Annotated in this window: 26 protein-coding genes; 16 read left to right on the forward strand and 10 right to left on the reverse strand. The window is 75.5% G+C overall.

Translation table 11 applies throughout. The annotated features are described in order from the left end of the window. Both ACFVUH_RS24230 and ACFVUH_RS24235 read right to left on the reverse strand, forming a co-directional pair. Window positions 1-1,407: nucleotidyl transferase AbiEii/AbiGii toxin family protein (locus ACFVUH_RS24230; RefSeq protein ID WP_387915320.1), on the reverse strand; the 1,407-nt coding region annotated here is incomplete at its 3' end. Beyond that, window positions 1,404-2,099 (reverse strand): hypothetical protein, encoded by a 696-nt coding sequence (locus ACFVUH_RS24235; RefSeq protein ID WP_387915321.1) that lies wholly within the window; start codon window positions 2,097-2,099, stop codon window positions 1,404-1,406. The genes ACFVUH_RS24230 and ACFVUH_RS24235, both read right to left, overlap by 4 nt. A gap of 172 nt (window positions 2,100-2,271) precedes the next feature. Between ACFVUH_RS24235 and ACFVUH_RS24240 the strand changes: the two genes are divergently transcribed. After that, window positions 2,272-2,607 (forward strand): hypothetical protein, encoded by a 336-nt coding sequence (locus tag ACFVUH_RS24240; protein WP_387915322.1) that lies wholly within the window; start codon window positions 2,272-2,274, stop codon window positions 2,605-2,607. On the opposite strand, the gene ACFVUH_RS24245 is transcribed toward ACFVUH_RS24240, so the two are convergent. Beyond that, entirely contained in the window at window positions 2,591-3,799 is a 1,209-nt protein-coding gene (locus ACFVUH_RS24245) for an MFS transporter (protein WP_387915323.1), read from the reverse strand. The two genes, ACFVUH_RS24240 and ACFVUH_RS24245, sit on opposite strands and share 17 nt — an antisense overlap. Before the next feature lie 150 nt (window positions 3,800-3,949). On the opposite strand from ACFVUH_RS24245, the gene ACFVUH_RS24250 reads away from it, so the two are divergent. From ACFVUH_RS24250 to ACFVUH_RS24260, 3 genes are read left to right on the forward strand one after another with little or no spacing between them, the layout of a single operon-like run. Beyond that, window positions 3,950-4,462, forward strand: a complete 513-nt coding sequence (locus ACFVUH_RS24250; RefSeq protein WP_387915324.1) for a MarR family winged helix-turn-helix transcriptional regulator — start codon at window positions 3,950-3,952, stop codon at window positions 4,460-4,462. Beyond that, a complete protein-coding gene (locus tag ACFVUH_RS24255) occupies window positions 4,459-5,337 on the forward strand; it encodes an ATP-binding cassette domain-containing protein (RefSeq protein ID WP_355367358.1) in 879 nt (292 codons plus the stop codon). The genes ACFVUH_RS24250 and ACFVUH_RS24255 overlap by 4 nt, the downstream gene beginning before the upstream one ends. Further along, entirely contained in the window at window positions 5,297-6,169 is an 873-nt protein-coding gene (locus tag ACFVUH_RS24260) for an ABC transporter permease (RefSeq protein ID WP_355367355.1), read from the forward strand. The genes ACFVUH_RS24255 and ACFVUH_RS24260 overlap by 41 nt, the downstream gene beginning before the upstream one ends. Before the next feature lie 42 nt (window positions 6,170-6,211). Here the strand turns inward: ACFVUH_RS24260 and ACFVUH_RS24265 are convergent, their stop codons facing one another. Beyond that, a complete protein-coding gene (locus ACFVUH_RS24265; protein WP_387915325.1) occupies window positions 6,212-7,201 on the reverse strand; it encodes an RNA polymerase sigma-70 factor in 990 nt (329 codons plus the stop codon). Between the two features lie 149 nt (window positions 7,202-7,350). Between ACFVUH_RS24265 and ACFVUH_RS24270 the strand changes: the two genes are divergently transcribed. Then, a complete protein-coding gene (locus tag ACFVUH_RS24270; RefSeq protein ID WP_355367349.1) occupies window positions 7,351-7,842 on the forward strand; it encodes a carboxymuconolactone decarboxylase family protein in 492 nt (163 codons plus the stop codon). 37 nt (window positions 7,843-7,879) lie between these two features. Here the strand turns inward: ACFVUH_RS24270 and ACFVUH_RS24275 are convergent, their stop codons facing one another. After that, entirely contained in the window at window positions 7,880-8,491 is a 612-nt protein-coding gene (locus ACFVUH_RS24275; RefSeq protein WP_387915326.1) for a TIGR03086 family metal-binding protein, read from the reverse strand. 184 nt (window positions 8,492-8,675) lie between these two features. Between ACFVUH_RS24275 and ACFVUH_RS24280 the strand changes: the two genes are divergently transcribed. The 7 genes from ACFVUH_RS24280 (at window position 8,676) to ACFVUH_RS24310 (ending at window position 19,672) form a co-directional block, all read left to right on the forward strand. Further along, the gene (locus ACFVUH_RS24280) at window positions 8,676-9,947 is read left to right on the forward strand and encodes a pyroglutamyl peptidase (protein ID WP_387915327.1); all 1,272 of its coding nucleotides are present in this window, start codon (window positions 8,676-8,678) and stop codon (window positions 9,945-9,947) included. 245 nt (window positions 9,948-10,192) lie between these two features. Beyond that, window positions 10,193-11,605, forward strand: coding sequence for an amino acid permease (locus ACFVUH_RS24285; protein ID WP_355367340.1), 1,413 nt, complete (start codon window positions 10,193-10,195; stop codon window positions 11,603-11,605). A 232-nt stretch (window positions 11,606-11,837) separates the two neighbouring features. Next, window positions 11,838-14,573 carry a DUF6493 family protein gene (locus ACFVUH_RS24290; RefSeq protein WP_387915328.1) on the forward strand — a complete coding sequence of 912 codons (2,736 nt, stop codon included), beginning with the start codon at window positions 11,838-11,840 and terminating at the stop codon, window positions 14,571-14,573. Window positions 14,574-14,897: 324 nt separating this feature from the next. Further along, complete coding sequence (locus ACFVUH_RS24295) at window positions 14,898-15,665, forward strand: ABC transporter ATP-binding protein (RefSeq protein WP_387915329.1); 768 nt, start codon at window positions 14,898-14,900, stop codon at window positions 15,663-15,665. Continuing rightward, complete coding sequence (locus tag ACFVUH_RS24300) at window positions 15,650-17,623, forward strand: hypothetical protein (protein WP_387915330.1); 1,974 nt, start codon at window positions 15,650-15,652, stop codon at window positions 17,621-17,623. Before ACFVUH_RS24295 ends, ACFVUH_RS24300 begins: the two co-directional genes overlap by 16 nt. Before the next feature lie 70 nt (window positions 17,624-17,693). Beyond that, window positions 17,694-19,058, forward strand: coding sequence for a histidine kinase (locus ACFVUH_RS24305; protein WP_387915331.1), 1,365 nt, complete (start codon window positions 17,694-17,696; stop codon window positions 19,056-19,058). Then, entirely contained in the window at window positions 19,022-19,672 is a 651-nt protein-coding gene (locus ACFVUH_RS24310; protein WP_355367325.1) for a response regulator transcription factor, read from the forward strand. The genes ACFVUH_RS24305 and ACFVUH_RS24310 overlap by 37 nt, the downstream gene beginning before the upstream one ends. Window positions 19,673-19,691: 19 nt before the next feature. Here ACFVUH_RS24310 and ACFVUH_RS24315 read toward each other — a convergent pair whose 3' ends face one another. The 3 genes from ACFVUH_RS24315 to ACFVUH_RS24325 form a co-directional block, all read right to left on the reverse strand. Continuing rightward, on the reverse strand, window positions 19,692-20,357 hold the full coding sequence (locus tag ACFVUH_RS24315; RefSeq protein WP_387915332.1) for a rhomboid-like protein: 666 nt from the start codon (window positions 20,355-20,357) through the stop codon (window positions 19,692-19,694). Window positions 20,358-20,365: 8 nt separating this feature from the next. Then, window positions 20,366-20,653 (reverse strand): hypothetical protein, encoded by a 288-nt coding sequence (locus ACFVUH_RS24320; protein WP_355367444.1) that lies wholly within the window; start codon window positions 20,651-20,653, stop codon window positions 20,366-20,368. Between the two features lie 110 nt (window positions 20,654-20,763). After that, window positions 20,764-20,907: a hypothetical protein gene (locus ACFVUH_RS24325; RefSeq protein WP_387915333.1), complete on the reverse strand. Its 144-nt coding sequence runs from the start codon at window positions 20,905-20,907 to the stop codon at window positions 20,764-20,766. Window positions 20,908-21,184: 277 nt separating this feature from the next. Between ACFVUH_RS24325 and ACFVUH_RS24330 the strand changes: the two genes are divergently transcribed. After that, the gene (locus tag ACFVUH_RS24330; RefSeq protein ID WP_355367316.1) at window positions 21,185-21,715 is read left to right on the forward strand and encodes a universal stress protein; all 531 of its coding nucleotides are present in this window, start codon (window positions 21,185-21,187) and stop codon (window positions 21,713-21,715) included. 70 nt (window positions 21,716-21,785) lie between these two features. Here ACFVUH_RS24330 and ACFVUH_RS24335 read toward each other — a convergent pair whose 3' ends face one another. Beyond that, window positions 21,786-22,406, reverse strand: coding sequence for an L-threonylcarbamoyladenylate synthase (locus tag ACFVUH_RS24335; RefSeq protein WP_355367312.1), 621 nt, complete (start codon window positions 22,404-22,406; stop codon window positions 21,786-21,788). 479 nt (window positions 22,407-22,885) lie between these two features. Between ACFVUH_RS24335 and ACFVUH_RS24340 the strand changes: the two genes are divergently transcribed. From ACFVUH_RS24340 to ACFVUH_RS24350, 3 genes are all read left to right on the forward strand, one after another. After that, window positions 22,886-23,731 (forward strand): DUF4097 domain-containing protein, encoded by an 846-nt coding sequence (locus ACFVUH_RS24340; RefSeq protein WP_387915334.1) that lies wholly within the window; start codon window positions 22,886-22,888, stop codon window positions 23,729-23,731. Window positions 23,732-23,927: 196 nt separating this feature from the next. Beyond that, on the forward strand, window positions 23,928-24,929 hold the full coding sequence (locus tag ACFVUH_RS24345) for an ATP-binding cassette domain-containing protein (protein WP_387915335.1): 1,002 nt from the start codon (window positions 23,928-23,930) through the stop codon (window positions 24,927-24,929). Then, the gene (locus tag ACFVUH_RS24350) at window positions 24,926-25,717 is read left to right on the forward strand and encodes an ABC transporter permease (RefSeq protein ID WP_355367303.1); all 792 of its coding nucleotides are present in this window, start codon (window positions 24,926-24,928) and stop codon (window positions 25,715-25,717) included. The genes ACFVUH_RS24345 and ACFVUH_RS24350 overlap by 4 nt, the downstream gene beginning before the upstream one ends. Window positions 25,718-25,797: 80 nt before the next feature. Here the strand turns inward: ACFVUH_RS24350 and ACFVUH_RS24355 are convergent, their stop codons facing one another. Further along, window positions 25,798-26,952: an AI-2E family transporter gene (locus tag ACFVUH_RS24355; RefSeq protein WP_387915336.1), complete on the reverse strand. Its 1,155-nt coding sequence runs from the start codon at window positions 26,950-26,952 to the stop codon at window positions 25,798-25,800. Window positions 26,953-26,995 lie beyond the last annotated feature (43 nt).

The raw sequence follows: 26,995 nt of genomic DNA on the forward strand, positions 1-26,995 counted from the left end.
CATAGCGCGGGGCCCCGCCCCGCGGGGGGGGGGGTTTGTGGCCCCCCGCGGCCGGCCCCGCGGCGGCCCCCCGCCGCGCCCCCCGCCGCGGGTGTGGGGGGGGGGCCCACGGCCCGTCCTGGCGCCCGCCCCCCGGACGGGCGCCAGGACGGCTACCCGGCGGCCAGTTCGGCGGCGAAGCGCTCGGCGGCCTCCGCCAGGCCGTGCACGTACTGGTCGAGGTGGGCGTGGTCCCCCAGGAAGCGGCGGGCGGCGGCGAGGTCGCCGTCCAGCAGCTCGGTGACGAGCACCAGGGCGTCGGCGGGGTACATGTAGTGATTGGTCAGCCAGCGCTGGACCGCGGGCATGCCCTCGCTGGCCAGGACCTCCCGTTGCCCCTCGATGACGGGTGCGAGCCAGCGCGCGCAGCGCGTACTCGCCGGGGCCCGCGAAGGTGGTGGCGAGTCCGGCCAGCAGTTCGGCCGGGTACTGCTCGACCGGTCCGGTGAAGTCGGGGTAGTCCTTGGCGAACTCCTCCCAGTCGGCTTCGATTTCGGCGATCCTCCCGGGGAGCAGCGGCCACCGGGCGTAGCCCGCATCGGACAGGGTGAAGACCTCGCGCAGCAGCTCGTAGGACATTTCGGCGGTGCGCGAGAGCAGAACGGCGTCGTAGAGGTCCTTGCCCTGCGGGTGGGAGTCGAAGTACAGCCAGAGGATCTTCCAGGCGAGCGAGAGCTCCGGCGTCACGGCGAGCAGCGGGCCGTCGACGCCGGGCAGGTCGCAGGGCCGCGGCGCGGCGGGCAGGTGCTCGGTGAACACGAAGTCCAGCTGGACGGTGCCGCCGGGCAGGTCGGGGGCTGTCCACGGCAGCACCAGCCGGCGCCCGGGGACCCGGCCGTACGTCCAGATGTCGTCGTCGACGGCCCGGTCGGCGTGCAGCCGCACCGTGCCGGAGCGCGCCTCGGCGTCGGCGGCGAGCTCGGCGAGCATCCGGCCGGTCCGCTCGTCCTCCAGCAGCCAGTCCCTCGGCTGCACCACGAAGTCCAGATCGCCCGGCTCCCTGGCCTGTTCGCCGTACCAGGCGCGCAGCAGGACGCTGCCGCGCAGGACGAGGTGCTCCGCCCACGGCGAGGCGGCGACGGCGGACAGGACGGTGCTCAGCGCCTCGCGGCGGGCGGTGAGCCAGCGCTCGGCGAGCCGGGGGTCGTCGAAGACGGGTTCGCTGGGCCGCAGGGCTCGGGCGTAGCCGGCGAGCGCGGGGTCGAAGACCGGCTGCTGGCGCACCGCCTCGTCGTCGATCGGCCGGATGGACCGTGGCAGGTCCCGCTCCTTCCGGACGTCCTCCGGCGGGGGCTGTCCGGGCAGCAGCAGGCCCTGCCACGGCCCGTACTCCAGGCCCTCCCAGGCGAGGGGTTGCTCCTTGGTCATCGGGGATCTCCTTCTGCGGTGCGGTTGTGGTCGGTCAGCCACCCCGCGTCCAGCGCCTCGTCGCTGTCCACGGCGACGAACTCGCGTTCCACGGAGGCGATCAGGTGGCCGTCGGCGGCGAGGTCCGTGAGCAGTGCCTCCAGGCGGTGGCCCGCGGTGGCCAGGCCGACCCGGCGGCACCGCTGGGTGACGAACCACTCGCGGTGGCCGTCCTCGCGCACCCGGCGGGGATTGTGCGAGAGGTGGGCGCCGTGCCGGACGGCGAGTTCGGCGAGGCCGGGCGCCGGGGCGGGCCCGGGCAGCAGCAGTTTGACGTGGTGCTCGAAGTAGCGGGCCGGGCCGTGCGCGGCGGCGTCGCCGTCCTCGGCCGGGACGCCGAGGGCCCACGGAGAGGCCTCGATCTTGGTGCGCAGCACGGCGAACCCGGCCCCGGCCAGCCGCTGCGCCGTCCGGTCGGCCGTCGCGGCGACCTCCTCCAGCGTGCCGCCGGCGCGCAGGGTGAGCATCGGCTGGGAGGGCGTGGCGCCGCGGTCGAGCAGGATGTGGGTGAACTTCAGTCCGTGGCCGGTGGCCCAGGCGGTCAACGCCTCGGCGGCGTCCGGTCGCACGGTGAGGTGCACCTCGAACTCCCCTCGGAGACCGGGGAGGGGCGGTGCGCCGTCGGGGTGCCGGTCGGGGTGGGTGGCGAGCATGACGGCATCGTGCCAGGGGCCTCCGACAATCGTGCACGCCGGTGGGGTCGAGGAGTCGAGGAGTCCCGCCCGTCGCCGCGCCCGCGGGCGTTCGGCGGCCTCGGACCGGCGTCGGCCGGCGCCCCGCGACGCCCCGGACGGTGTCCCGTCCGGGGCCGGGGATACTGGCCGGATGCGTACGTACTCACCGGCCGCCGCGGTCGTGAACCTGGTGCTGGGCCTGCCGGCCGTGGTGCCGGTCTGGCTGCTGTGGTACTTCGCCGTCAACTGGCCGCTGAAGGCGCTGGGATGGACGGTGGGGGAGCCGACCGAGAACGACGGCCCGCTGCCGTGGCTGGTGCTCGGCGGGCCGGTGGTGCTGGCGTCCGCGGCGCTGTGGTGGCTGGCGAACGAGGGTGTCCGGCGGCGGGCCGGACGGTCCGGGCGGCCCGTGGGCGGGTGGGTGTACTGGCCGGTGAGCGCCGGACTGACCCTGCTGCCCACGGGCGTGCTCATCGGGATGTCGTAGCGGCGGGAGCGGTCAGCAGGGCGGTGACGGCCGCGAGCAGGGCGGTGGCGCCGGCCAGGAGGAGGACGGTGGAGGGGGTGGTGCGGTCGACGACGGCGCCGCCGAGCAGGGCGGCGATGCCGATGGTGGCCTGGAAGGAGGAGGTGAAGAGGACACCGGCGGCCTCGGGGGCGTGCGGGGCGGCGGCGAGGAACCAGCTGAGGGAGCAGACCGGGACGGCGCCGTAGGCGACTCCCCAGAGCAGCAGCAGGACGGTGGCGCCGGGGCCGGTGGTGCCGAGGACGGGCAGCAGCAGGGTGGCGGCGGCGAGCAGGGCGGCGGCGGTGGTGAAGGCGGGTCGCAGGGCGCGGGCGGCGCGGTGGCCGGCGAGCAGGTTGCCGAGCAGCCCGGCGGCGCCGTAGGCGAGCAGCAGACCGCTGATCACCGCCGGTCCGGCGTGGGTGACCTCGGCCAGGAACGGCGTGACGTAGGTGTAGCCGCCGAAGTGGGCGAGGACGATCAGGAACGTCACCAGCAGGCCGGTGCGGGTTCCCCGGTCGGTGAGCAGTCCGCGCAGGACACCGAGGCCGGTGGTGGTGTCCGGCGGGGCCAGCGGGGGCAGGCAGAGCGACAGGGCGGCCAGGACCAGCAGGGTGAGCACGCCCATCGCGGCGAAGGCCGCGCGCCAGCCGGCGAGCGAGCCGAGCAGGACGCCGGCCGGGACGCCGAGGACGGAGCCGAGCGGGACGGCGGTGAAGATCACCGTGTTGGCGCGGGCCTGCCGGTCCGGCGGCACCAGACGCGGGGCGAGTCCCGAGCCGATCGACCAGAAGGCGCCGATGACCAGGCCGAGCGCGACCCGGGCCACCAGCACCGCCGCGTAGGCGGGGGCGAAGGCGTTCAGCAGGTCGGCGAGGGCGAGGAGCAGCAGGAGGGCGCGGAGTACGGTGCGGCGGTCGGCGCGACGGGTCGCCACGGTGACCGCCGGCGCGGCCACCGCGGCGACCAGCCCGGGCAGGGTCATGGTCAACCCGGCGGTGCCGTCGGAGATCCGGAAGGTGGCGCCCATCGGGGTGAGCAGGCCGACGGGCAGGATCTCGGTGGTGACGATGGCGAAGACGCCCGCGGTGACGGCGAGGACGGCGGGCCACCCGCCGGTCCGGGACCGGGACCCCGGCAGGGGTCGCGAGGTGGCGGCGGTGGTGAGGGGCATGGCGGCGTTCCTGTCCGGGCGCGGCGGGTGATCGGTTCCCGAAGTCCACCAAGCGGACGGGGGGTTGGGCTGGCGCGAATCGGACGTCAACCGTTCCGGAGGCCGGCTCGCTCTGGACGGATAGCTCTCACTGAGAGGTAAAATCGGACTATGAGTGCGGCTGCCCCGGACACGCCCGACACCGCGCTGGGCGAGGAGTTCTCCACCCTCCTCGTCGGCATCCAGCGCCTGGTGCGGCGCCGGCTGCGTGAGGGTCTGAGCGAACCGAGGCTGCGCGGCGCGCAGGTCGAACTGCTGCGCCTGGTCGCGGACTTCCCCGGGCTGCGGGTCTCGGACGCCGCCGAGGAGCTGTGCCTGGCCGGCAATTCGGTGTCCACCCTGGTCAACCAGCTGGTCGCGCTGGGTCTGCTGCGCCGCGAGGTGGACCCGGTTGACCGCCGGGCGGCGCTGCTGTACGCCACCGACGAGGCCGTCGAACGGCTGGCGGCCTGGCGGGCCCGGCGCGAGGTGCTGGTCGGCGAGGTGGTGGCGGGGCTGTCGGCGGACGACCGGGCGGCGCTGGCCGCCGCGTTGCCCGCGCTGCGCGGCGTCGCGGCGGGCCTGCGCGGGCGGGCGGCCGAGCCGGGATGGGTGGCGACGGCCGGAGGGAGGGCCGGGCGATGACCGACGGAGCGGACGAGGCGCCGGCGGCGGTGGTCTGCCGCGGCCTGGAGTACACCTTCCACCGCGGGCGGCGGAAAGGCGGCGGCACCAAGGCCGTCGACGGCGTCGACCTGACGGTGCGGGCCGGCGAGGTGTTCGGCCTGCTCGGCCCCAACGGCGCCGGCAAGACCACCACGATCCGGGCGATCACCACCCTGCTGCCCACCGCCTCCGGCATGGTCCGGGTCTTCGGCCACGACGCGGCCCGGCGGCGGGCGGAGGTCCGTCGGCTGCTCGGCTACGTGCCGCAGCAACTGTCCGCCGAGGCCGGGCTGACCGGGCGGGAGAACGTCGCCCTGTTCGCCCGGGTCTTCGACGTGCCGCGCGCCGAGCGGGCCGCCCGGGTGGCCCAGGCGCTGGCCGCCGTCGACCTCACGGAGGCCGCCGACCGGCTGGCCGGCACCTACTCCGGCGGCATGGTGCGCCGGCTGGAGCTGGCCCAGGCGCTGGTCAGCGCACCGCGGCTGCTGGTGCTCGACGAGCCCACCATCGGCCTGGACCCGATCGCCCGGGCCGGCGTCTGGGAGCGGATCGACGCCGTCCGCCGGGCCACCGGCATGACGGTGCTGGTGACCACCCACTACATGGACGAGGCCGACCGCCACTGCGACCGGGTCGCCCTGATGGACCGCGGCCGGATCCGCGCGCTCGGCACGCCCGGGGAGCTGAAGGCCCGGGTCCGCGAGCAGGACCCGCGACTGCCCGACCCCTCGCTGGACGACGTGTTCCGCCACTTCTCGGGCCGCGGGCTCTCCCGCGGCGGCCCGGGGGAGGGTGGGGAAGGAGACTTCAACGATGTCCGCCGAACCCGCCGCACGGCCAACCGCGTCGGCTGACGGGCCCGGGGCGGCGCCCGCCCCGCCCGACCTCGGCCTGCTGCTGGTGCCCCCGCCCGCCCGCACCGGCTGGCGGCAGGTGCCGGCCCGGGTCGCGGCGATGTGCGCGGTGGAGCTGCAGAAGCTGCGCCACGACCGCACCGAGGTGTACACCCGGGCGGTCCAGCCCGCGCTCTGGCTGCTGATCTTCGGCCAGACCTTCACCCGGCTGAAGGCGATCCCGACCGGGGGCATCCCGTACCTGGACTACCTGGCCCCCGGGATCATCGCCCAGTCCGCGATGTTCGTCGCGATCTTCTACGGCATCATGATCATCTGGGAGCGCGACTCCGGCGTGCTCACCAAACTGCTGGTCACCCCGACCCCGCGGGCCGCGCTGGTGACCGGCAAGGCGTTCGCCGCCGGGGTGAAGGCGGTGCTGCAGGCCGCCGTGGTGGTGGTGCTCGCGGCGCTGCTGGGGGTCGCGATGACCTGGAACCCGCTGCGGCTGCTCGGTGTGGTGGCGGTGGTGGTGCTCGGCTCGGCCTTCTTCTCCTGCCTGTCGATGACCATCGCCGGCATCGTGCTGACCCGCGACCGGCTGATGGGTATCGGTCAGGCGATCACCATGCCGTTGTTCTTCGCCTCCAACGCCCTCTACCCGGTGGACCTGATGCCCGGCTGGCTGCAGGCGGTCAGCCGGGCCAACCCGCTGAGCTACCAGGTGGACGCGCTGCGCGGGCTGCTGATCGGCACGCCCTCGCACCTGCTGCTGGACTTCGGCGTGCTCGTCCTGGCGACGGTCCTCGGCATCGCGGCCTCCTCCGCGCTGCTCGGCCGCCTCGCGCGGTGACCACCGGGTGACCGTCGCGGGTCACCGGGTGGCCGCCGTGGGTCAGCGGGTGATCGGGGTCGCGCGGGTGAGGCGGGAGAGCTTCTCGGGGTTGCGCACGACGTAGAGGGCGGTGATGAGCCCGTCGTCCAGGCGCAGGGTGACGACGCTGTCGGTCTCCCCGGGCAGGCCGACCAGCAGGGCCGGGCCGCCGTTGACCAGGGCGGGCCGCACGGCTGCGGTGCCGGCGAGGCGGGGCAGCCCCTCGGTGAGCAGCCGGGCCACCCGCTCGGCGCCGACGACGGGGTGCGGGACGGCCCGGCGCACGCCGCCGCCGTCGCCGAGCAGGACGACGTCGGGGGCGAGCAGGTCGAGCAGGCCCTGCAGTTCGCCGGTCTCCACGGCCCGGCGGAACGCCTCGATCGCACGGCGGTTCTCGGCGGCCGACACCGCCCCGCGCGGCCGGCGCTCGCCGACCCGGCCGCGGGCGCGGTGGGCGATCTGGCGCACGGCCGTCAGGGTCTTGCCGACGGCCACGGCGATCTCGCCGTACTCCAGGCGGAAGACCTCGCGCAGCACGAACACCGCCCGCTCGGTCGGGGCGAGGGTCTCCAGTACCAGCAGCATCGCCGTCGAGACGCTGTCGGCCAGCTCGACGTCCTCCGCGACGTCCGGTGCGGTCAGCAGCGGCTCGGGCAGCCACGGGCCGACGTACGACTCGCGGCGCCGGCCGAGCGTGCGCAGGTGGCTCAGTGCCTGCCGGGTGGTGATGCGGACCAGGTACGCGCGCCGGTCGCGCACGGTGTCCTGGTCGACGCCGGTCCAGCGCAGCCAGGTCTCCTGGAGGACGTCCTCGGCGTCGGCGGCCGAGCCGAGCATCTCGTAGGCGACGGTGAAGAGCAGGTTGCGGTGGGTGAGGAAGGCCTCGGTGGCGAGGCCGGTGGGGTCGGTCTCCCGAAGGCCCTGGTGGCCCTGACTGCCCTGGTGGCCCTGACGGCCCTGGGGGTCTCGACGGTCCTGGAAGCGCCGGCGGTCCGGTGTTTGCTTGCCCATGGTCACGGGACGTCGCGGGGCGCCGTTCTGTGACATCCGGGCGCGGTGTTCCAGCTCACACCGACGGGCCGTCACAGCACGCGGCCCGGCGGCATCTTGTGCTCGTCCGGTGCGCGAGCACACGACCTCCCACGAGTGAGGACCCCACCATGGAACCCCGTTTCGACCTGTTCGACAGCCCGACCGCCGCGAAGCTGGCCAAGCGCTTCTTCAACACGGCGCTGGTCCTGGAGCAGTCGACGCTGCCGAAGACCCTGCGCGAGCTGGTGCAGTTGCGGGTCGGCCAGCTCAACGGCTGCGGCCTCTGCGTCGACATCCACACCAAGGAGGCCGCGGCGGCCGGGGAGAGCGCGCTGCGGCTCAACCTGGTCGCCGTCTGGCGGCACAGCACCGTGTTCACCGAGGCCGAACGGGCCGCGCTGGCGCTCGCCGAGGAGGCCACCGTGCTGGACCGGCACGGCGTGACCGACACGACCTGGGCCGAGGCGCGCGAGCACTTCGACGACGACCGGCTCGGCGCGCTCGTCTGCCTGATCGCGCTGATCAACGCGGCGACCCGGATGAACGTCATCGTCCACCGGGCGGGCGGCTCCTACGAGCCCGGCGCGCTCGCCGCGATGGCGCAGCAGCAGGCGGGCTGACCGGCGGGAAACGCGGTCGGCGACCGGGTCCGGCGGATCAGATCCGGTCGGCCGACCAGGCCGGGTCGCGGCCGGTGAGGGCCAGCAGCAGGTCCTCCGCGTCGGCGCCCGGGGGTGCGGCGCGCGGCGGGTCGAACCGGCCCGAGCCGGCCAGGTCGCGGTAGCCGCGGAACTCGGCGAGCGCGTACCGGGCGGCGCCGGGCGGCATCCGCCCGCGCTCGCCCAGCGCCCGGGAGAGGTCCCAGCCGTGCACGACGGTCTCGGCGGTCAGCTCCCGGGCGTACCCGCCGGCGTCCCGCAGGCCGTACGGCAGGCGCACCAGGAAGTCGGGCGCGCCGGGGCGGTTGAGCGCGCGCAGGGCGCTCTGCACGGCCATCGTCCACACGCCCAGCGGGTTGCGGCCGAGCACATCGCCCTCGAAGCGGTGGCCGAGCTGCTCCGGGGTGTAGCCGGCGACCGCCTGGCACACCCGCAGGCGCTGGGCCGCCAGATGGTTGACCAGCGTGCGCACGTCCCAGTCGCGGCACGGGGTGGGCGCTGTCCAGAGGTCCTCGGACACCGAGCGCAGCAGCCGGGCCGTTTCGGCTCCGGCGGCCGCGTACTGTGCGCGGACCTCAGCGTGGAATCCGGGTGGGTGGGGACATTCCATCGCCGGGCCTCCGTCTCCTGCCCTGCTCACTCCCAGTAAACCGCTACGGCGCGTGACCCGCCAGGGGGAGGGGGAGCCCGTTCCGCTGGGGATCTCCGTCCGTCGGCGCCGCCCGCCGTCACCGAACGTGGCGTCGACGAGGCGCTCTGGTGAAGCGCGGGGGCACGACTGTAGTGTCCACGCCATGACGACCGCCCGGCGCCGGGTCGCCCTCGCCGCGACCCTCATCGGCGCTCTCGCCGCCACCGTCCTCCCCGCCACCGCCGCCAGCGCGCAGCCGGCCCGCCCGTCCTGTCGGACCGTCGACTCCGCGCCGCTCGACCGGGAGCAGGCGCGCACCGCGGACCCGCGGACCGCCGCCCTCACCGAGCGCGGGGGCCTCGGCGACTTCGTCCGCCGCTTCCCCGCCGCGCTCTGCGGCGCGCGCGGCGCCGCGGGGGCCGGTCGGATCGTCGACGCCTGGGGCGAGGCGCTCTGGCGGGCCGGTGCCGACCGCGCCCAGGGCCGCCGACCCGGCGGCGACCTGCCGGCCGCCGACGACCGCCCGCTGTACTGGGCCAGGGTTGCCATGACCATCCAACTCGCCCGCTGGCAGCCGGACTTCGCGGTTGACGCGGCGGCCCTGCGGCAGCGCTTCGAGGACGCCTCGCGCGGCCTGGCCGACAGCGGCTTCAGCGCCCGCCCCGGGGTGCGCCGGATCCTCGTGAGCGGCTTCGACCCCTTCGGCCTGGACGCCGAGCCGCGCCGTGCCAACCCCTCGGGCTCGGCGGTCCTGCAGCTCGACGGACGGCGGATCACGCTCGCCGACGGCACCCCCGCCGAGATCCAGGCGGTGGTGTTCCCGGTCCGCTACGGCGACTTCGACCGGGGCATCGTCGAGCGCGCCTTCGGCCCCCGGCTCGCCCCCGGCCACCGCTCGGCCGACCAGATCACCACCATCAGCCAGGGCTACCCCGGACTCTTCACCCTGGAGGCCTGGGCCGGCCGTGCCCGCTCCGCCGACCCCTACCCCGACAACGCCGGCGTGCTCTCCGGCGGCACCCGCGAACACCCCGTCACGGCCCCCGGGCTCGGCCCCGGCGCGGAGTTCATCGCCACCAGCCTGCCCGCCGGGCCGATGACGGCCGTTCAGCAGCCGTTCCCGGTCAAGCTGAACACCACCGTCACCGAGATCCCCGCCGGGGCGACCGCTCCCGTCGACCGGGCGGACGGCCCGACCCCCGGCTCCCGCGCGGTCGCGGGCGGCGGCGGGGGCTACCTCTCCAACGAGGTCGCCTACCGCAGCAACCGGCTGCGCCTGGAGCTCGCCCCGCAACTGCCCGGCGGCCATCTGCACACCCCCGTGCTGACCGGCCTGCCGGAGCGGACGGACGAGCTCACCGGGCCGGTCTTCGAGCAGAACGAGGCCGCCATCGGCGGCGAGGTCCTGGAGATCCTGCGGCACTCGGTGCGCTGAGGAGGGGGTGAGGCGGGGGGCGAGGGTTCGCGCCCCGGCGCCACCCCGCCATCCCCGGCATCCCCGGTGTTCCCCGCTGACGGGTGCCGGACGAGTGCCCGCCCGGCCGTCGCGCGACCGGAGGTTTTTCGGTCCGCGGGGCAACCGGGAGGACAAATACCACCGATTTGGTACAAGGTGTCCACTGCGTGAGCATGGGCCTGCGCTCCACCGAGCGAGCAGGACCAGAAAGGCACCACACCCTCATGCAGACCAGCCCGGCCGTGACCCGGCAGGCACCCACGGCGCAGCCATCCCCTGCGCAGCCGTCCCCCGGGCCGTCGTCCCCGCCCCCGGCGCCGTCACCCCGGTCCGCCGTCCGCCGCTTCGGTCTGCCGACCGCGACCGCCCTGGTGATGGGCAACATCATCGGCGGCGGTATCTTCATGATCCCCGCCGCGGTCGCCCCGTACGGGACGGTCAGTCTGCTCGCCTTCGCCGTGCTCACCGTCGGCGCCATCACGCTGGCCCTGGTCTTCGGACGGCTGGCGCGCCGCGACCCGCGCACCGGCGGTCCCTACGTCTACGCGCGGGAGGCCTTCGGCGACTTCGCCGGTTTCGTGGCCGCCTGGTCCTACTGGATCACCACCTGGGTCAGCAACGCCGCGCTCGCCGTCGCGGCCGTCGGCTACCTCGCCGTGCTGTGGCCGGCCGTCGGCCACTCCACCGCGCTCGCCCTCGGCTGCGCGCTGGCCGTCCAGTGGCTGCCCGCGCTCGCCAACCTGGCCGGCACCCGGTACGTGGGCGCCGTCCAGCTCGTCGCCACCGTCCTCAAGTTCATCCCGCTGGCGATCGTCGCGGTGGCCGGCCTCTGCTCCTTCGATCCGGCGAACCTCGGCCCCTTCGACGCGACCGGCGAAGGCTGGCTCGGCGGGACGACGGCCTCCGCCGGGCTCCTGCTCTTCAGCTACCTCGGCGTGGAGTCGGCCGCGATGAGCGCGGGCCAGGTCCGCGACCCGGAGCGCAACGTCGGCCGGGCCAGCGTGCTCGGCACCGCGGGCGCCGCCGTCGTCTACCTGCTCGGCACGCTCGCCGTGTTCGGCACCGTCGCCCACGAGCGGCTGATCCACTCCACCGCTCCGTTCTCCGACTCCGTGAACGCCGTCTTCGGCGGCTCCTGGGGCGGAACGGCCGTCGCCGTCGCCGCCCTGGTCTCGATGACCGGCGCGCTCAACGGCTGGACCCTGCTCTCGGCCCAGGCCCCGTACGCCGCCGCCAAGGACGGCCTGTTCCCCGCCGTCTTCGCCAAGGAGCGCCGCGGCGTGCCGGTCGTCGGCGTGCTGACCGGCGTCACCCTCGCCTCGCTGCTCACCGTCCTCGACTTCGCCTCCGGCGCCAAGGCCGCCTTCGACACCCTGGTGCTGGTCACCACCTTCACCGCGACCGTCCCCTACCTGCTCTCGAGCGCCGCCCAGCTCCGCTGGCTGCTGGCCGGCGACCGCGACCGGGTCGCCCCGACCCGCCTGGCCCGCGACCTCACCCTCGCCCTCGGCGCCTTCGCCTTCTCCGCCTGGCTCGTCGCCGGCGCCGGCTACCAGGCCGTCTACCAGGGCGTCCTCTTCCTGCTCGTCGGCGTCCTCGTTCACACCGTCCGCACCGCCCGCCGCCGCCGGGCCTGACGACAACGGCACGCCGCCGAGGCCCGCACCGTCCGGTGCGGGCCTCGGCGGCATTCCCGGGGCGCGCGTCGGGCGGGGGGCGTCCGGGGCCGCGGCGAGCGCCCCCGCGCCGGCCGGCGTCTCCCGGCCGGCGTCTCGCGGCCGGGCGCGACCGCCTCGGCGGGGCCGCATCAATGTCAGTGGCATCCGCTAGCTTCGCGATCACCAACCGGAGCGGGCGGAGGAGGGTGTCATGACCGGTCGCACGAGCGGGACGATCGCGTGGGACGAGGTGCGCGCGCTCATCGCCGCCCGGCTGCCGGAGGCGGTGGTCGACCGGCTGTCGCCCGTGCCCGCCCGCGAGCTGCACCATCTGCGCGCCCCGCTGCGCCGGCTCCGCACCGAGCTGCTGCGCGAGCTGTCCTCGGGCGACCCGCGGCGCTACTCCGCCGCGTACGACGAGCTCGCCGCCCTGCAGTTCGCCGGGGTGCTCTCCGCCGCCACCCCGGCGGAGGCCCTGGACTGGCTCACCGCGCGCCGGCTGCTCTCCCTCACCCGGCCGCTGCCCGGCGGCGGCTCCGCCAACACCGACGCCCGGGACCTCCTGTCGGTCCTGCTGCTGCCGCACCGCGACGCGGCGTTCCAGCGTGAACTCGCGGTCCGGCTCGCCGAGTGGCTGCCCGCGGGCGGCGACGCCTTCCGCTGGCTGATCACCCACGGACTCGCCGTCTGGTCCGGCGCCGAGGTCCCCGCCACCGACGGCTATCTGATCGGCTGGGTGCGCGAAGGCACCCTGATGCGCTACGACCACCAGGAGATCGGCGAGTGGTTCGCCGATCAGGGCCTGCGCCCGCCGGCGCCGCACCACGACACGCTGCTCTCCTGGCTGCGCGCCCAGCCCAGGCTCCCCGAGTTCGTCCGCCGACTGTTCGAGTTCCCGGACGTCGGCGCCGAGTTCACCGATCCCTACGCCGCCCGCTTCGGGCCGGACAACGAGTGGCCCAAGGTGCTCGCGGCCCTGGCGGGCGAGGGGGTGCTCGACCGCGCCGAGCTGATCGACCGCTGCCTCGGCAGCCTGCTGCGCGGCGACCGGCCCGGCAACCTGCGCGGCTTCCTCCGGCTGTACGCGGAGCTGGCTCCCGACCCGGAGGAGGTCGCCGCGCGGGCCCGCGACCACATCCGGCTGGCCGTCGACGGCGCGCCGACCGCCGCCAAGGCCGCCCAGGCGGCGCTGCGGTCGGTGGGCACCCGGCTCGCCGCCGAGCTGTTCACCGAGCTGACGGCCGGGATCCTGGCCCGGCCGGAGAAGACGCTCGCCACCGTCCAGCTGAGCTGGGCCGACGCGGCGCTGCGCCGCGACCCGGCCGGGGCCGACGAGCTGCTGCCCGCCCTCGCCGTGGCCTTCGCCCACCCGGCGCCCGCGGTCCAGGAACGCGCCCTGCGCCTCGTCGCCCGCCACCTGCCCGACACCGCCGATCCGGCGACGGCGGAGGCCGTGCGCACCGCCGCCACCGCCCTCGGCCCCGCCCTGCGGTCGGACGCGTACGAGCTGCTGGCCGCCCCGCCCGCGCCGGCCGAACGCTCCGCGGTGGTGGGGCCCGGGCGGCCCGCCGCCCTTCCGCCCGCGCCGGGCGGGCCGTTCGAGCTCGCCGAGCGGCTGTCCGCGGTGCTGGCCGACCGGACGCCCGACCCCGGGGAGTTCGAGGTGGTGCTGGCGGCCCTGGTCGCCGAGCACCACCGCGACCGGGCCGCCCTCGCCGACGCGCTCGCTCCGCTCGTCCGGGGCCGCGGCGAGGATCCGGTCCTCCTCGCGGGCATCGGCAGCGTCGGGGGAGCGCTGGGCTGCCTGCTCGACGCCCTGACCGGCCGCGAGCACCGGTCCGCCGCGCTCGGCGCCGAACTGCTCGCCCTCCGGGACCCGCTCCGCGGCCCCGCCCTGATCCCCGCGCTCCGCGTCTTCGAAGTGGCCTGCGGCGTCGCCGACGCGCCGGTACCGGTGCTCCTCGCCACCCCCACCGCAGCGGACGGCACCCTCGATCCGTCGGTGCTGACCGAACGGCTCGCGGCCCACCGGGCGGCCGGTGCCCGCCCCTGGCCCGCCGATCTGGCCCAGGCGCTTCTCCGGGTGCCGCCGTCCGCGCTGTCGGCGGTCCGTGCGGCGGCGGCCGGACTCGGCTGCGACCTGCCGCCCGACACACCGCCGCCCGCACCCGAGGGCTTCCACGTCCAACCCCCGGACCGGCCCGAGCGGGTCGACCCGAACGACTGGACCCCACCGACGGCCCCGCGCATCGCCCCGCTCGCCCCCGCCCCGGCCGTGTCGGAGGGGGTGATCGGGCTGCTCCACGCACTGCCCGACCCCACCCGGACCGGATGGTTCGCGGCCGTGTTCCGGACGTCGGCCGGCCAGCTCGCCCAGCTGCCCTGGCTGGCGCCCTGGGACCCGGAGACCGTCGCCGCGCACGGCCTGCCCACTCTGGCGCTCCAGGTGTCCGAACCCGGCCCCCGCGAACCCAACCCCCTGCTGCCCCGGCTCGCGGAACTCCCGGGCGAGCCGGGTCCGGTGAGCCATCTCCTGCTCGCCTACGGGATGACCGCCGCCCGGGCCGAGCACCGCACTGCGGCCCTGGACGCCCTGCTGATGCTTGTCGCCCGCGGCCGGCTGCGGGCGGAGGCGCTCGGCGAGTGGCTCGCGGCGCTGTGGCGGCTGTCCGTCGTCAAGCCGAACCGGATCATGCCCGTGCTCGCCGACGCCGCCCGCGGCGGCGCGAGCCGGCAGGTGTTCGCCGTGCTCACCGCGATGCTCACCGAACTCGCCCCCGACCCCGCGCGCCGCGGACTGCCGGCCGTCCTCACCCTCGCCGCCGACTGCGCAGCCGCCGAGGGCATCCGCACCACCGTCCCCGCCCTCGATGCCCTGACCGCCCCCACGGCGCCCCGCCGGGTCCGGGCGGAGGCGGCTCGGCTGGCCAGGGTCCTCGCCCGCTGACCGCGCCGGGCGGGGCCGCCCGGGATTCGTCGCGGTTCGGATTGCCGGTGGGTGTGTTGGTGGTGTGTTGGGCAGGCCGCTGCCCGTGACCGCTGCCCGTCCCCTCCGGGCCGAGCGGGCCGTGGGTATGGCCGGCGGCGGGGTGCGGTGGCGCAGGTCGGGGGCCGGATGCCAGGTGCAGGGCAGGGGTGGGTCCAGCCCCACCCCGAAGAGTGAGGCGGGGTGGATTCCGCCTCGATCGTGTCCGTCCTAGCGTTGCCTTGGGTCGCCCGGAGGGGGTGGGCCGGGTGCGGGTGGGAGGGTGCGGTGCGAGGAGCGGTGCGGGTGGAGGGCGAGGGTGCGCCGGCCCTGCGGCTGGCGGGGCTGAGCAAGCGGTTCGGGTCCCACCGGGCGGTGGACGGGGTGGAGTTGACCGTGCCGAGCGGCTCGTTCTACGGGCTGGTCGGGCCGAACGGCGCGGGCAAGACGACGTCGCTGTCGATGGCGGTGGGGCTGCTGCGGCCGGACGCGGGCCGGGCGGAGGTGTTCGGCGTCGACGTGTGGGCCGATCCGCTGCGGGCCAAGGCGCTGGTCGGCGTGCTGCCCGACGGCCTGGCGCTGCCGGAGCGGCTGACCGGCCGGGAGCTGCTGCGGTACCTGGGCCGGTTGCGCGGTCTGGACGGGCGGACGGTGGACAACCGGACGGAGGAGCTGCTGGTCGTGCTGGAGCTGGCGGACGCGGCCCGGACGGCGGTGATCGACTACTCCACCGGGATGCGCAAGAAGATCGGCCTGGCCACCGCCCTGCTGCACGCACCGTGGCTGCTGGTCCTGGACGAGCCCTTCGAGGCGGTCGACCCGGTGTCGGCGGCGACGGTCCGCACGATCCTGCAGCGGTTCGTCGCGGCCGGCGGTTCGGTGGTGCTCTCCAGCCATGTGATGGCCCTGGTCGAGAGCCTCTGCGACCACGTCGCGGTGATCGCCCGGGGCCGGGTGGCGGCCGCCGGGCCGGTGGCCGAGGTGCGGGGCGGGCGGGCTCTGGAGGACGTGTTCGTCGAGTTGGTCGGCGCCCGGACCGGGGGAACGGAGGGGCTGGAATGGCTGGCCTCCTGACGGTTCCGCCGGCAGCGGGCGGCCGTGTGGCGATCACCGTGCTCACCGGCATGAAGGCGACCGTCCTTCGGCGGTCGATGTCCGGCCCGCGTGCCGCCGGGCTGGTCGTCGGCACGGTGTGCGGCGGGGCGGGCGCGGTCGGCACCGCGCTGCTCGGCTTCGCGGACTACGCGACCCCGGAGGCCGGGTTCGGCGTCCTGGCGCTGGCCCAGCTGCTGTGGAGCCTGGGGTGGGCGCTCGGGCCGCTGGTCACCGGCGGCGACTCCACCCTGCGGCCGGCCTGGTTCGCGATGGTGCCGATGCGCCCGCGCAGCCTGGCCGTCGGGCTGCTCGGTGCCGCCTTCGTCGGCGTCACCCCGGTGCTCGCGCTGGTCGCCTTCGGCGGGCTGCTCGCCTACGGCGTCCGCCAGGGGCCGGCGGCGGCGGTGGTCGCGGTGCCCGCCGTACTGCTCCAGCTGCTCTTCGTGGTGGTGCTGGCGAAGTTCACCCCGCAGGTGCTGGGCGGCGTGCTGCGCTTCCGCCTCGGCTGGGAGCTGTCCGCGCTGCTGGTCGGCCTGGTGATGGCCTGTCTGAACTCCGGCTGGTTCGCGATCGGCTTCCTGGTCCGGCTCGGGACCGGTGACTGGGCGGCCGGCGCGCAGACCGCGGTGCGGGTGCTGCCCTCGGGCTGGGCGGTGGTCGCGGTGGACGCGGCCCGCCGCTCGGACTGGCCGACGGCCCTCGCCGCGCTCGGCGCCCTGGCCGCCGTGTGCGGGCTGCTGCTGGCGGCCTGGGCGGCGCTGCTCTCCCGGCAGCTGGTGCGCGGCGGCACCGCCCGCCCCCACCGGGCCGCCGCCCGCCCCCGGGCGCGGAACCGGCTGCTCCCCGACACCCCGGCGGGGGCGGTCCTGGCCAAGGAACTGCTGCTCTGGCGGCGCGACCCGCGCCGGGCCCGGTTCCTGCGGACCGCGCTCTGGACGGGCGTGTTCACCGGTCTGCTCCCGCTGCTCGACGGCTTCGGCCAGCTGCTGCCATGGACGGGGGTGGTCGCCGCGGTGTTCGCCGGCGCGTTCTGCGTCAACCTGTACGGTCTGGACGCGGGCGCGCTCTGGCTGACGCTGGTGGTGCCGGGCGCGGAACGGGCCGACGTCCGGGCCCGGCAGGCCGCCTGGCTGCTGGTCACCACCCCGGTGGCGCTGCTGCTGACGCTTGCCGCGCTCCCGGTCGCCCCGGGTGCCGTCCGGCCGTGGGTGTTCGCGGTGCTGCCGGCCGTGCTCGGCGCGGCGGCCGGGCTGATCCCGCTGATGGCGGTGCTCGGCGCCGCCCCGTCGCCCGACCGCCCCGGCGGCGGCCCGCTGGACGACCTCGCCGACGAGAGCGCCGAACACGTCCGGGCCCAGGGCCTGGCGGCATTCTGGCTGCAACTGCTCGCGGCGCTGCCCGCGGCCGGCGTGGTGCTGGCCGGCACCCTGCTGTCCAGCGCCCCGCTGCGCTGGGCCGGGGTGCCGGCGGGCCTGCTCACCGGCGCGCTGTACACGTGGGGGCTGGGCCGCGCGGCCGGGCGTCGGCTGGAGGCGCGCGGACCGGAGCTGCTGGACGTGCTGCGCAAGGGACTGCGCCGCACCCCGGAGTCCGCGAAGCCTGCCAGGTCGGCGGACACGGGGGATGCTGCTCCGGCGGCGGCGGCCGGACTCTCGCACGGACGTTCGGCGGCGGTCGGCCTGCTCACCACCGGCGGCATCCTGCTGATCGCGCCGCAGGGACTGGTGGCGCTCGCCCTGTCGCTGTTCACGCCCTCCGTGCGCAGCTGGTTCCTGGTGCTCTACCTGCCCCGGGCGCTCGGGATACCGGTGGCGGTGGCGTTCGTCCTGCTCGGCGCGTTCTGCCTGCGGACGGCGCACCGGCTGAACCAGCCCGAGCAGCCGGACGGCCCCGACCGCCCCGACCGCCGGGCCCCGTCGACGGAGCTGGGATCATGACGGGGCGACGGACCGCCACCCGGGCGGGGCCGCTCCCGCACAGGACGATCGACCAGCGACCGGAGGCCCGGTGAACCGCCCGCTACCCGCCGCCCGCGCCGACCGGCCCGGCCACTCCGACCGGCCCGGCCGCGTCGCCGCCCTCGGCCGGCTGCTGGTGCTGACGGCGGTCGTCCCCGCCGAACTGGTGCTGCTGGTGGTCGTCATCGGCAGCTTCGTGCTCTGGTTCGGCCTCGGGATCTTCGTCCTGTTCCCCTCCACCACCCGGCTCGCCCGCGCGGCCGCCGGCCTCGCCCGGGCCTACGCCGGCCGCTGGTCGGGGGTGCCGGTGCCACCGCCGTACCTGCCGCGCCCGGGGCTCGAACGCACCCTGCACGGCTGGTTCTGGACCGGCCACGACTACCACAAGAACCGCTGGTTCGCGAGCGTCGCCCGCAACATCCGCTGGCTCTGGAAGGACCCGGCGACCTGGCGCGACGTGCTCTGGGTGGTGCTGAACCCGCTGGTCGGCGGGGTGCTCGCCGCCACCCCGCCGCTGCTGCTCGGCGTCGGCCTGTACGCCCTCGCGGGCACCGTCCTGCCGCTGCCCGGCCCGGACCTCGGCCCGCTCCGGGCCCTGCTCGGCGGCCGGCCCGCCCCCGCCCTCACCCCCGCGCTCACCCTCGCCCTCGGCCTCGCGAGTACCGCCGCGGGCCCGGCGCTGGCCCGGCCGGCGCTGCGCCTGCACGGCCGCTGGACGCACGCGCTGCTCGGCCCCACCGAGCGCTCCCGCCTCGCCCTGCGGGTCGAGCAGCTGACCGAGACCCGGCTGGACGCCACCGAGGCGCAGGCCGCCGAGCTGCGCCGGATCGAGCGCGACCTGCACGACGGCGCCCAGGCCCGGCTGGTCGCGGTGAGCCTGCGGCTGGGCGCGGTCGCCGCGCTGATCGACCGCGACCCGGCGCAGGCGAAGACGGTGGTGACGGAGGCACAGGAGAACGTCACCCAGGCCCTCCAGGAACTGCGCGACCTGGTCCGCGGCATCCACCCGCCGGTACTCGCCGAGCGCGGCCTCGCCGAGGGGCTGCGCGCCCTGGCCCTGGACGTGCCGCTGCGCGTCGAGGTGCGGGCCGAGCTGCCCGGCCGGGCCGAGTCCCCGGTCGAGTCCGCGGTCTACTACGCGGTCAGCGAGGCCCTGACCAACGCGGTCAAGCACGCCCGCGCGCGGCACGCCGCGGTGGAGCTGGTCCACGTGGGCGGCCTGCTGCGCGCCGAGGTCACCGACGACGGCCGGGGCGGCGCCGACCCGGGCCGGGGCTCCGGCCTGCGGGGCATCCAGCGCAGGCTCGCCGCGTTCGACGGTACGCTCACGCTGATCAGCCCCCCGGGCGGGCCGACCCGGCTGACCATGGAGCTACCGTGCGCGTTGTCCTCGCCGAGGACCTCTACCTCCTGAGGGACGGTCTGTCCCTCCTGCTCACCGCCCACGGGCACGAGATCGTCGCGGCGGTGGGCAGCGGCCCCGAGCTCGCCGCCGCGCTGGCCGAGCACCGCCCGGACGTCGCGGTGGTCGACGTCCGGCTGCCGCCCACCTTCACCGACGAGGGCCTCCAGGTCGCCCTGGCCGCCCGCCGCGCCCGGCCGGGCCTGCCGGTCCTGGTGCTCTCCCAGCACGTCGAGCAGCTGTACGCGCGGGAACTGATCGCCGACGGCGCCGGGGCGGTCGGCTACCTGCTCAAGGACCGGGTCGCCAACGCCGCGCAGTTCATGGACGCGCTGCGCACCGTCGCCTCCGGCGGCACCGTGATGGACCCGCAGGTGATCACCCGGCTGCTCGCCCGCAACGCCGACGACCGGCCGCTGGCGCTGCTCACCCCGCGCGAGCGGGAGGTGCTGGCGATGATGGCCGAGGGGCGCTCGAACGCCGCCATCGCCCAGCGGCTGCACTTCAGCGAGGGCGCGGTCAGCAAGCACACCTCCAGCATCTTCGCGAAGCTCGGCCTCGGCGCCTCCGACGACGACAACCGCAGGGTGCTCGCCGTCCTCGCCTACCTCGACGGCACGCGGTAGCACGCGCCGGCTCGCGCCCTCAGTTCGACGGCACGCGGTCCGAGGCCTGGCGCGGCGCCGACGGGGTGGCGCTCCGGCGGGCCACCGGGCGCAGGCCCAGTCGGTGCGCGACCGCGACGGCGAGCCCCGCGAGCAGCGAGACCAGGTGTCCCACGGCGGCGACCTCGCCGTCCGTGACGCCGCCGAGCAGGGTGGGCGCCGCGACCGCGAGCATGAGCAGCCAGAGCACCCGCGACCACACCGGGCGGGCCCGGCAGGCCGCCACCGCCAGTGCCGCGACCACCACGTAGGAAGGGCCGGTGTCCAGGGCGTGCGCCGCCTCGGGCGGCAGCGCGCCGTGGTCGATCCGCCACCGGACCAGACCCTCGGTCAGCGCGGTCGCCACCACGTGCACCAGGGCCAGTACCGCCACCGCCCGCCGGCCGCCGAGCGCCCCGACCACCGCGAAGACGGACAGCGCGAACACCGGCCAGATCCAGACGGTGTCCTGCGGGACGAACGCCGACACCGTCAGCGAGCCGACCGGGTGGCCGTCCGGCCAGGGGCGCAGATTGTCCAGGTCGGTCGACGCCCACTCGCGCAGCGCCAGCACCCGCTCGGCCGGCAGCAGCCGCAGCACCGGCCACATCGCGGCCAGCGCGCTCACGTACCAGAACGCCGGATTGCGCAGCAGCCGCGCACCCACGCCGGGTCCTACCGGCCGCGGCGCGGCGTCCGCGCCCCGCGGGTGAGCACCGCGCCCACGGTGAGCGCCACCGCACCGGCGGCCAGCACCCCGCCCCGGGAGCGCCAGGACAGCACCGACCAGCGCGAGTTCGCGGAGAGCAGCGAGCCGACGCTCAGCCATGATCCGGCCGACAGCACGGAGGCCGCCGATCCGGCCGAGCCGATGGACAGGAAGCTGCCGGCCGATCCGATCGAGAGCACCGACCCGACCGACCCGATCGACAGGACCGATCCCACCGACCCGATGGACAGCAGGGAGTCCTTGGAACACGCCGCCCACCCGGGCGCGCAGGCGGCCGTGGCGGTCGTTGACGAGCAATCACGAGACTTGGACACGCCCTGATCGTATGCCGCCCCGCTGCCGGTCACCCGCCGACGTGGGCCGGCAGGCCGTCCGCCACCGGGTACGGCCGCTCGTCGGGCAGCAGCAGCCGTGCGGCCTCCGGCTCGCCGTGGCGCAGATGGCCGTGGACCCGCCGCACGAGCGGCGTGACGTCGGTGACGGGCACCGTCCGGTGTGGAGGGCGCGGATCCGGCGCTTCGGCTCCACAGGGGCCACCCGGTCCACCCGGTCCGCAGGCTCTGGAGCAGTGCTGTTCGGTGCTGTCACGCCGCCAGCGTGGACCGCTCGGCCGGGCGGCGCCACCGAATTCGGCCCGGCGGCCGGACGAGTCGGCGCGATGCAAGGTCATATACAGTGAAAGCCTTCGATTTGCAGGCCCTTGCGCCCTATGGAACCATAATCCATAAGCATTCAGCGGATCGAACACCGGAAAGCGAAGGATCATGTCGGACGGCGCGCGCGTCATCGTCGGAGTCAGCGGATCGTTGCACAGCCTCACCGCCCTGCACCGGGCAGCGGACGAGGCGCGCGACCGGGGCGCCGTCCTGGTGCCGGTGCTGGCCTGGACGCCGGCCGGCGGCGAGTACAACTACCGGCTGCGCCCCTGCCCGCCGCTGCTCCGCGCCTGGCAGGGCATGGCCGACGCGCGCCTGGAGCAGGCCCTGGACGAGGCGTTCGGCGGGCTCCCGGCCGGGGTCCGGGTGGAGCCCCAGGTGGTGCGCGGCGAGGTCGGCCCGGTGCTGACCTCGCTGGCCGACCGGCCGGACGACCTGCTGGTGGTCGGCGCGGGCCGGCACGGCACCCTGCGCACCACGGTGCGCCGCCTGTTCCAGGGCGGATCGGTGAGCCGCTACTGCCTCACCCACGCCCGCTGCACCGTGCTCGCCGTCCCGCCGTCCGACCTCCAGGACGACCTGCGCGCCCTGCGCCGCGGCGTCGACCTGCGCGAGCTCACGGACCTCGTCGCGGCCTGAGCCGCCCGAGCCGCCCGTGCCGCCCGACTCGCGTGAGCCGCCCGGGTGCCCGGGCGACTCACGCGGCCCGTCACTCGAAGCGGGTGACGTCGCCGGCTCCCCGCCGGACGATCTCCGGCCCGCCACCGGAGAAGTCGACCACCGTCGTCGGCACCGTGCCGCAGTCGCCCGAGTCCACCACGGCGTCCAGCACGTGGTCGAGGCGCTCCTTGATCTCCCACCCCTGGGTCATCGGCTCGTCGTCGCCGGGGAGGAGCAGGGTGCTGGAGACCAGCGGCTCGCCGAGTTCGGCGAGCAGGGCCCGGGTGACGGCGTGGTCGGGGATCCGGACGCCGACCGTCTTCTTCTTCGGGTGCATCAGACGGCGGGGGACCTCCTTGGTGGCGGGGAGGATGAAGGTGTAGCTGCCCGGGGTGGCCGCCTTGACGGCGCGGAAGACGTTGTTGTCGAGCTGGACGAACTGCCCCAGCTGTGCGAAGTCCACGCACATCAGGGTGAAGTGGTGGCGCTCGTCGAGGCGCCGGATCGATCGGATCCGCTCCAGGCCGTCGCGGTTGTCCAGCTGACAGCCCAGGGCGAAGCAGGAGTCGGTCGGGTAGGCGACAAGACCCCCGGACCTGAGAGTGTCGGCCACGGTGCCGATGGTGCGCGGCTGGGGGGACTCTGGATGCACATCGAAGTACTTCGCCATTGGCCGACCCTACGGGATCCCGGCGGCCGTCGGGCGCAGCCGCGTCCGCCCGCCGCACCACCGCCCCCTGCGCGAGCGCATCGTCTCGCGGAGCTCCCCGGCCTCGAACTCGTGCCGGAGGCTCCGCCGTGGCGGCTGGTCTCCGACTTCCGGAACGGGCTGAGGGCCCAGGTGCTCCGCCGCCGGTAGGTCCGGCGGACAGCTCGACGGCATCGCAGTGACGCCACGGTGGCGTCGCCAGGCGTCGAAGGGCGCCACGGTGGGTGCTGAGTGAGCCGGATCCGTGGGCGGTCCCCGCCGATTGCGGCGCCGGCGGCGCCTTCGGATCCACGCCTCGGGAGCTCTTGCCGCCATCCCGCAGCCAGAATGGCTTGCGATGGTGCCAAAGTGATGCCACCATAGCGTCATGGACCTCGTTCCGGAGGTCAGCCAGAGCATCAGAGCAACCTGGGCCGAACGCCCGGAGAACGGGGCACACCATGCCTTCTTTCGACACCCCGGAACCGATCTCGGTGACCGCGCACGTGGAGGCCGGTTCGATCCGCTTCGTCGCGGAGGACCGCACCGACACCGCCGTGGAGGTGCGGCCGCGCGACCCGAAGAAGGACCTGGACGTGCGGGCCGCCGAGCAGACCGAGGTCGGGTACGCCAACGGGGCGCTGACCGTCAGGACGCCCAGGCCGCGCTACCTCGTCGGGCGCACCGGTACCGTCGACGTGACGGTGGAGCTGCCGGCGGGTTCGCGCGTCGACCTGACCGGCGCCTGGGCCCAGGTACTGGGCGAGGGGCGGCTCGGCGAGGTCCGGGTGAAGACCTCCGCCGGTGACGTCCGCCTCGATGCGACCGGTCCGCTCACGCTGACGGCCTCGCACGGGTCGATCACCGTGGACCGCGTCGAGGGCCGGGCCGAGATCACCACCAGTTCCGGCAGCCTGCGCGTCGGCCTCGCCGACGGCCCGGCCGTGCTGAAGAACTCGCACGGCACCACGACCGTCGGCGCCGCGACCGGCGACCTGCGGGTGAGCGGCGCCAACGGCGACATCGAGATCCGGCGCGCCGAGGCCTCGGTCACCGCCACCACGGCCCACGGCACCCTGCGGGTCGGGGAGGTCGCCCGCGGCACCGTCCAGCTGGAGACCTCCTACGGCGCCATCGAGGTCGGCATCCGCGAGGGCACGGCCGCCTGGCTCGACGTCAGCTCGGTGTCCGGGCAGGTCCGCAACCTGCTCGCCGCCTCCGACGCCCCGGCGGAGACCGAGGACGCCGTCAAGCTCCACGCCCGCACCCGCTACGGCAACATCGACATCGTCCGCGCCAAGGCCTGACCGCCGTTCAGCCCCGGGGCGCCCCCGGTCCCGTGGTGCCCCCGATCCCGCCGCAGCCTCAGGCCCGCCGGCACCCTCAGACCCTTTGGCACCTTCAGGCCTCGTGGCGCCTTCGGGCCGCACATCGCCCGTCGATCCCGTAGCGTCCCGACTCGCCCGCGCTCTCCGCCAGCCAGCCCTCGAACGGGAGGACCCCATGCCGTCTTCTGCCATGCCCGCGCCGAGGCGGTCGCCCGGCCCGCAGGCGCCCGCCGCGGTCACCGCCGTCGGCCTGCGCAAGTCCTACGGCGACAAGATCGTCCTCGACGGCGTCGATCTGAGCATCCCGGCCGGCACCGTGTTCGCGCTGCTCGGACCCAACGGCGCCGGAAAGACCACCGTCGTGAAGATCCTCTCCACCCTGATCAAGCCCGACGGCGGGCAGGCCCGGGTCGCGGGCCACGACATCGCCGCCGCCCCGGACGGCGTGCGCGCCGCGATCGGCGTCACCGGGCAGTTCTCCGCCGTGGACGGCCTGATCACCGGCGAGGAGAACATGCGCCTGATGGCGGACCTGCACCACCTGTCCAGGCAGGAGGGACGGCGGGTCACGGCCGAGCTGCTGGAGCGGTTCGACCTCGCCGAGGCCGCCGGGAAGCCCGCCTCCACCTACTCGGGCGGCATGAGGCGGCGGCTCGACATCGCCATGACCCTGGTCGGCAACCCGCGGATCATCTTCCTCGACGAGCCGACCACCGGCCTCGACCCGCGTTCCCGGCACGCCATGTGGCAGGTCGTCCGGGAACTGGTCGCCGGCGGCGTCACCGTCCTCCTCACCACCCAGTACCTGGAGGAGGCCGACGAACTCGCCGACCGCATCGCGGTGCTCCACGGCGGCAGGATCGTGGCCGACGGCACCGCCGACGAGCTAAAGCGGCCGATCCCCGGCGGATACGTCCGGCTCCGCTTCTCCGACGCGGCGGCCCATCGCTCGGCCGCCGCCGTGCTGGCCGACGCCGTCCGGGACGACGAGGCGCTCGCGCTGCGGATCCCCAACGACGGCAGTCAGCGCGAACTGCGCGCGATCCTCGACCGCCTGGACGCCGCCGGCATCGAGGCCGACGAACTCACCGTGCACACACCCGACCTCGACGACGTGTTCTTCGCCCTGACCGGCGGGTCCACCCCTCCGAACCAGCCCGAGGAGGCTGTCCGATGAGCTCCGTCCCGCTCGCTCTGCGCGACTCGGCGACGATGCTGCGGCGCAATCTGCTGCACGCCCGCCGCTACCCCTCGCTGACCCTCAACCTGCTGCTGACGCCGGTCGTCCTGCTGCTGCTGTTCGTCTACATCTTCGGCGACGTGATGAGCGCGGGCATCGGCGGCGGTGGCGCCGACCGCGCCGAGTACATCGCGTACCTCGTTCCGGGCATCGTGCTGATGACCATCAGCGGCACCACGGTCGGCGCGGCGGTCTCCATCGCGAACGACATGACCGAGGGCATCATCGACCGGTTCCGCACGATGGCGATCCACCGGGGGTCCGTGCTGATCGGTCACGTGGTCGGCAGTGTGCTGCAGGCGGTCGCCAGCGCGGTCGTCGTCGGCGCCGTCGGCGTGGCCATCGGCTTCCGTTCCACCGACGCGACGGTGCTGGAATGGCTCGCCGCCTTCGGGCTGCTCACGCTGTTCGCCCTGGCGCTCACCTGGATCGCGGTCGGGATGGGCATGGTCAGCCCGAACGCCGAGGCGGCGAGCAACAACGCCCTGCCGCTGATCTTCCTGCCGCTGGTCTCCAGCGCCTTCGTCCCGGTGGACGCGATGCCGGGGTGGTTCCAGCCGATCGCCCAGTACCAGCCGTTCACCCCGGCCATCGAGACCCTGCGCGGGCTGCTGCTCGGCACCGGCATCGGCAACAGCGGGTGGATCGCCGTGGCCTGGTGCCTGGGGCTGGCCGTACTCGGCTACCGCTGGTCGAAGGCGGTGTTCGACCGGGCCGCCAAGTGACCTTGCCGCAAGTGACCGGTACGCCCGAACGCACCGGCCACCGGGTGACCGAGGACGGTCCCTGGTGGCCGGTGCGTTGCTCAGCCGTCGGGGGAGTCGTGGCGCAGGGCGCCGGTCACCGCCCAGGCGACGGACACCACCGGGACGGCCACCAGGGCGCCCAGGACCCCGCCGAGGACGGCGCCGCCGGCGACGGACAGGGCGATGGCGACCGGGTGGATGCGCACCGACCAGCCGAGGACCAGGGGGTGGAGGAGGTGGCCCTCGATCTGGCCGATCACCACGATCAGGCCGAGGACCAGCAGGGCCACCACCGGGCCGCGGGCGGCCAGGGCGACCAGGGCGGCGATCGCCAGTGCGATCGGGGAGCCGATCAGCGGGATGAGGGTGGCGACGAACTCCAGGACCACCAGGGGCAGTACCAGCGGCACCCGGAGGACGGCGAGCGCGATGCCGACCAGGACGGCGTTGGTCGCCGCGACGATCAGCACGCCGCGGGTGTAACCGGCGAAGGTGTGCCACGCGGCCTGGCCCGCCCGCTGCCACACCGGGCGGGTGCGGGTGGGGAGCTGGTGCACTCCCCAGCTCCACATCCGGTCGCCGGAGTGCAGGAAGAAGATCGCGCAGAACACCGCGAGCGCCAGCCCGGTGAGCAGCTCGACGGCCCGCCCGGCGCCGCTGAGCGCGGTGCTGAGCAGCGCGGAACGGTGGGCGGAGAGGTAGTCGCCGATCCGGGACCTGAGGTCGCCGGCCGCGCCGGGGCGCAGATGGAAGGGGGCCCCGCTGAGCCAGCGGTCGATCCGGCCGAACCCGCCGTGCAACTCGTCGCCGAGCCGGCCCCACTCCACGGCGACGGTCGTGCCGACCAGGGCGAGGATCCCGCCCACCAGCACGGCGGAGCCCACCAGGGTGAAAAGCACGGCCAGCGAACGGGGCAGCGCCCGGGCCAGCAGATCGACCGGCGGGCGCAGGACCGAGGTGATGACCAGGGCGAGGAACACCGCGATCACCGGCAGTTGGAGCCGGCTGAGGACGGTGACGGCCAGGTAGGCGGAAACACCGAGGGCGACCAGCCGCCAGGCGTAGCCGGCGGCGGTCCGCAGTCCGGGCGGCACTCGTTCGCCCGTTCGGTCGGCGTTGCGGGTGGCCGCGCGGCGGGCGGCCCGGTCCGGCCCGGTGCGAAGGGCGGTCCCGGGCCTGCCGGGGCGCCGCGAGCGCCCGCGTCCTGCGGTCATGGCGGGGCGCGCCGGGCCGGACCGGCGCCATGGCCCGAGGTCG

The sequence above is a fragment of the Kitasatospora sp. NPDC058032 genome, assembly GCF_042885845.1.
Taxonomy (GTDB): Bacteria; Actinomycetota; Actinomycetes; order Streptomycetales; family Streptomycetaceae; genus Kitasatospora.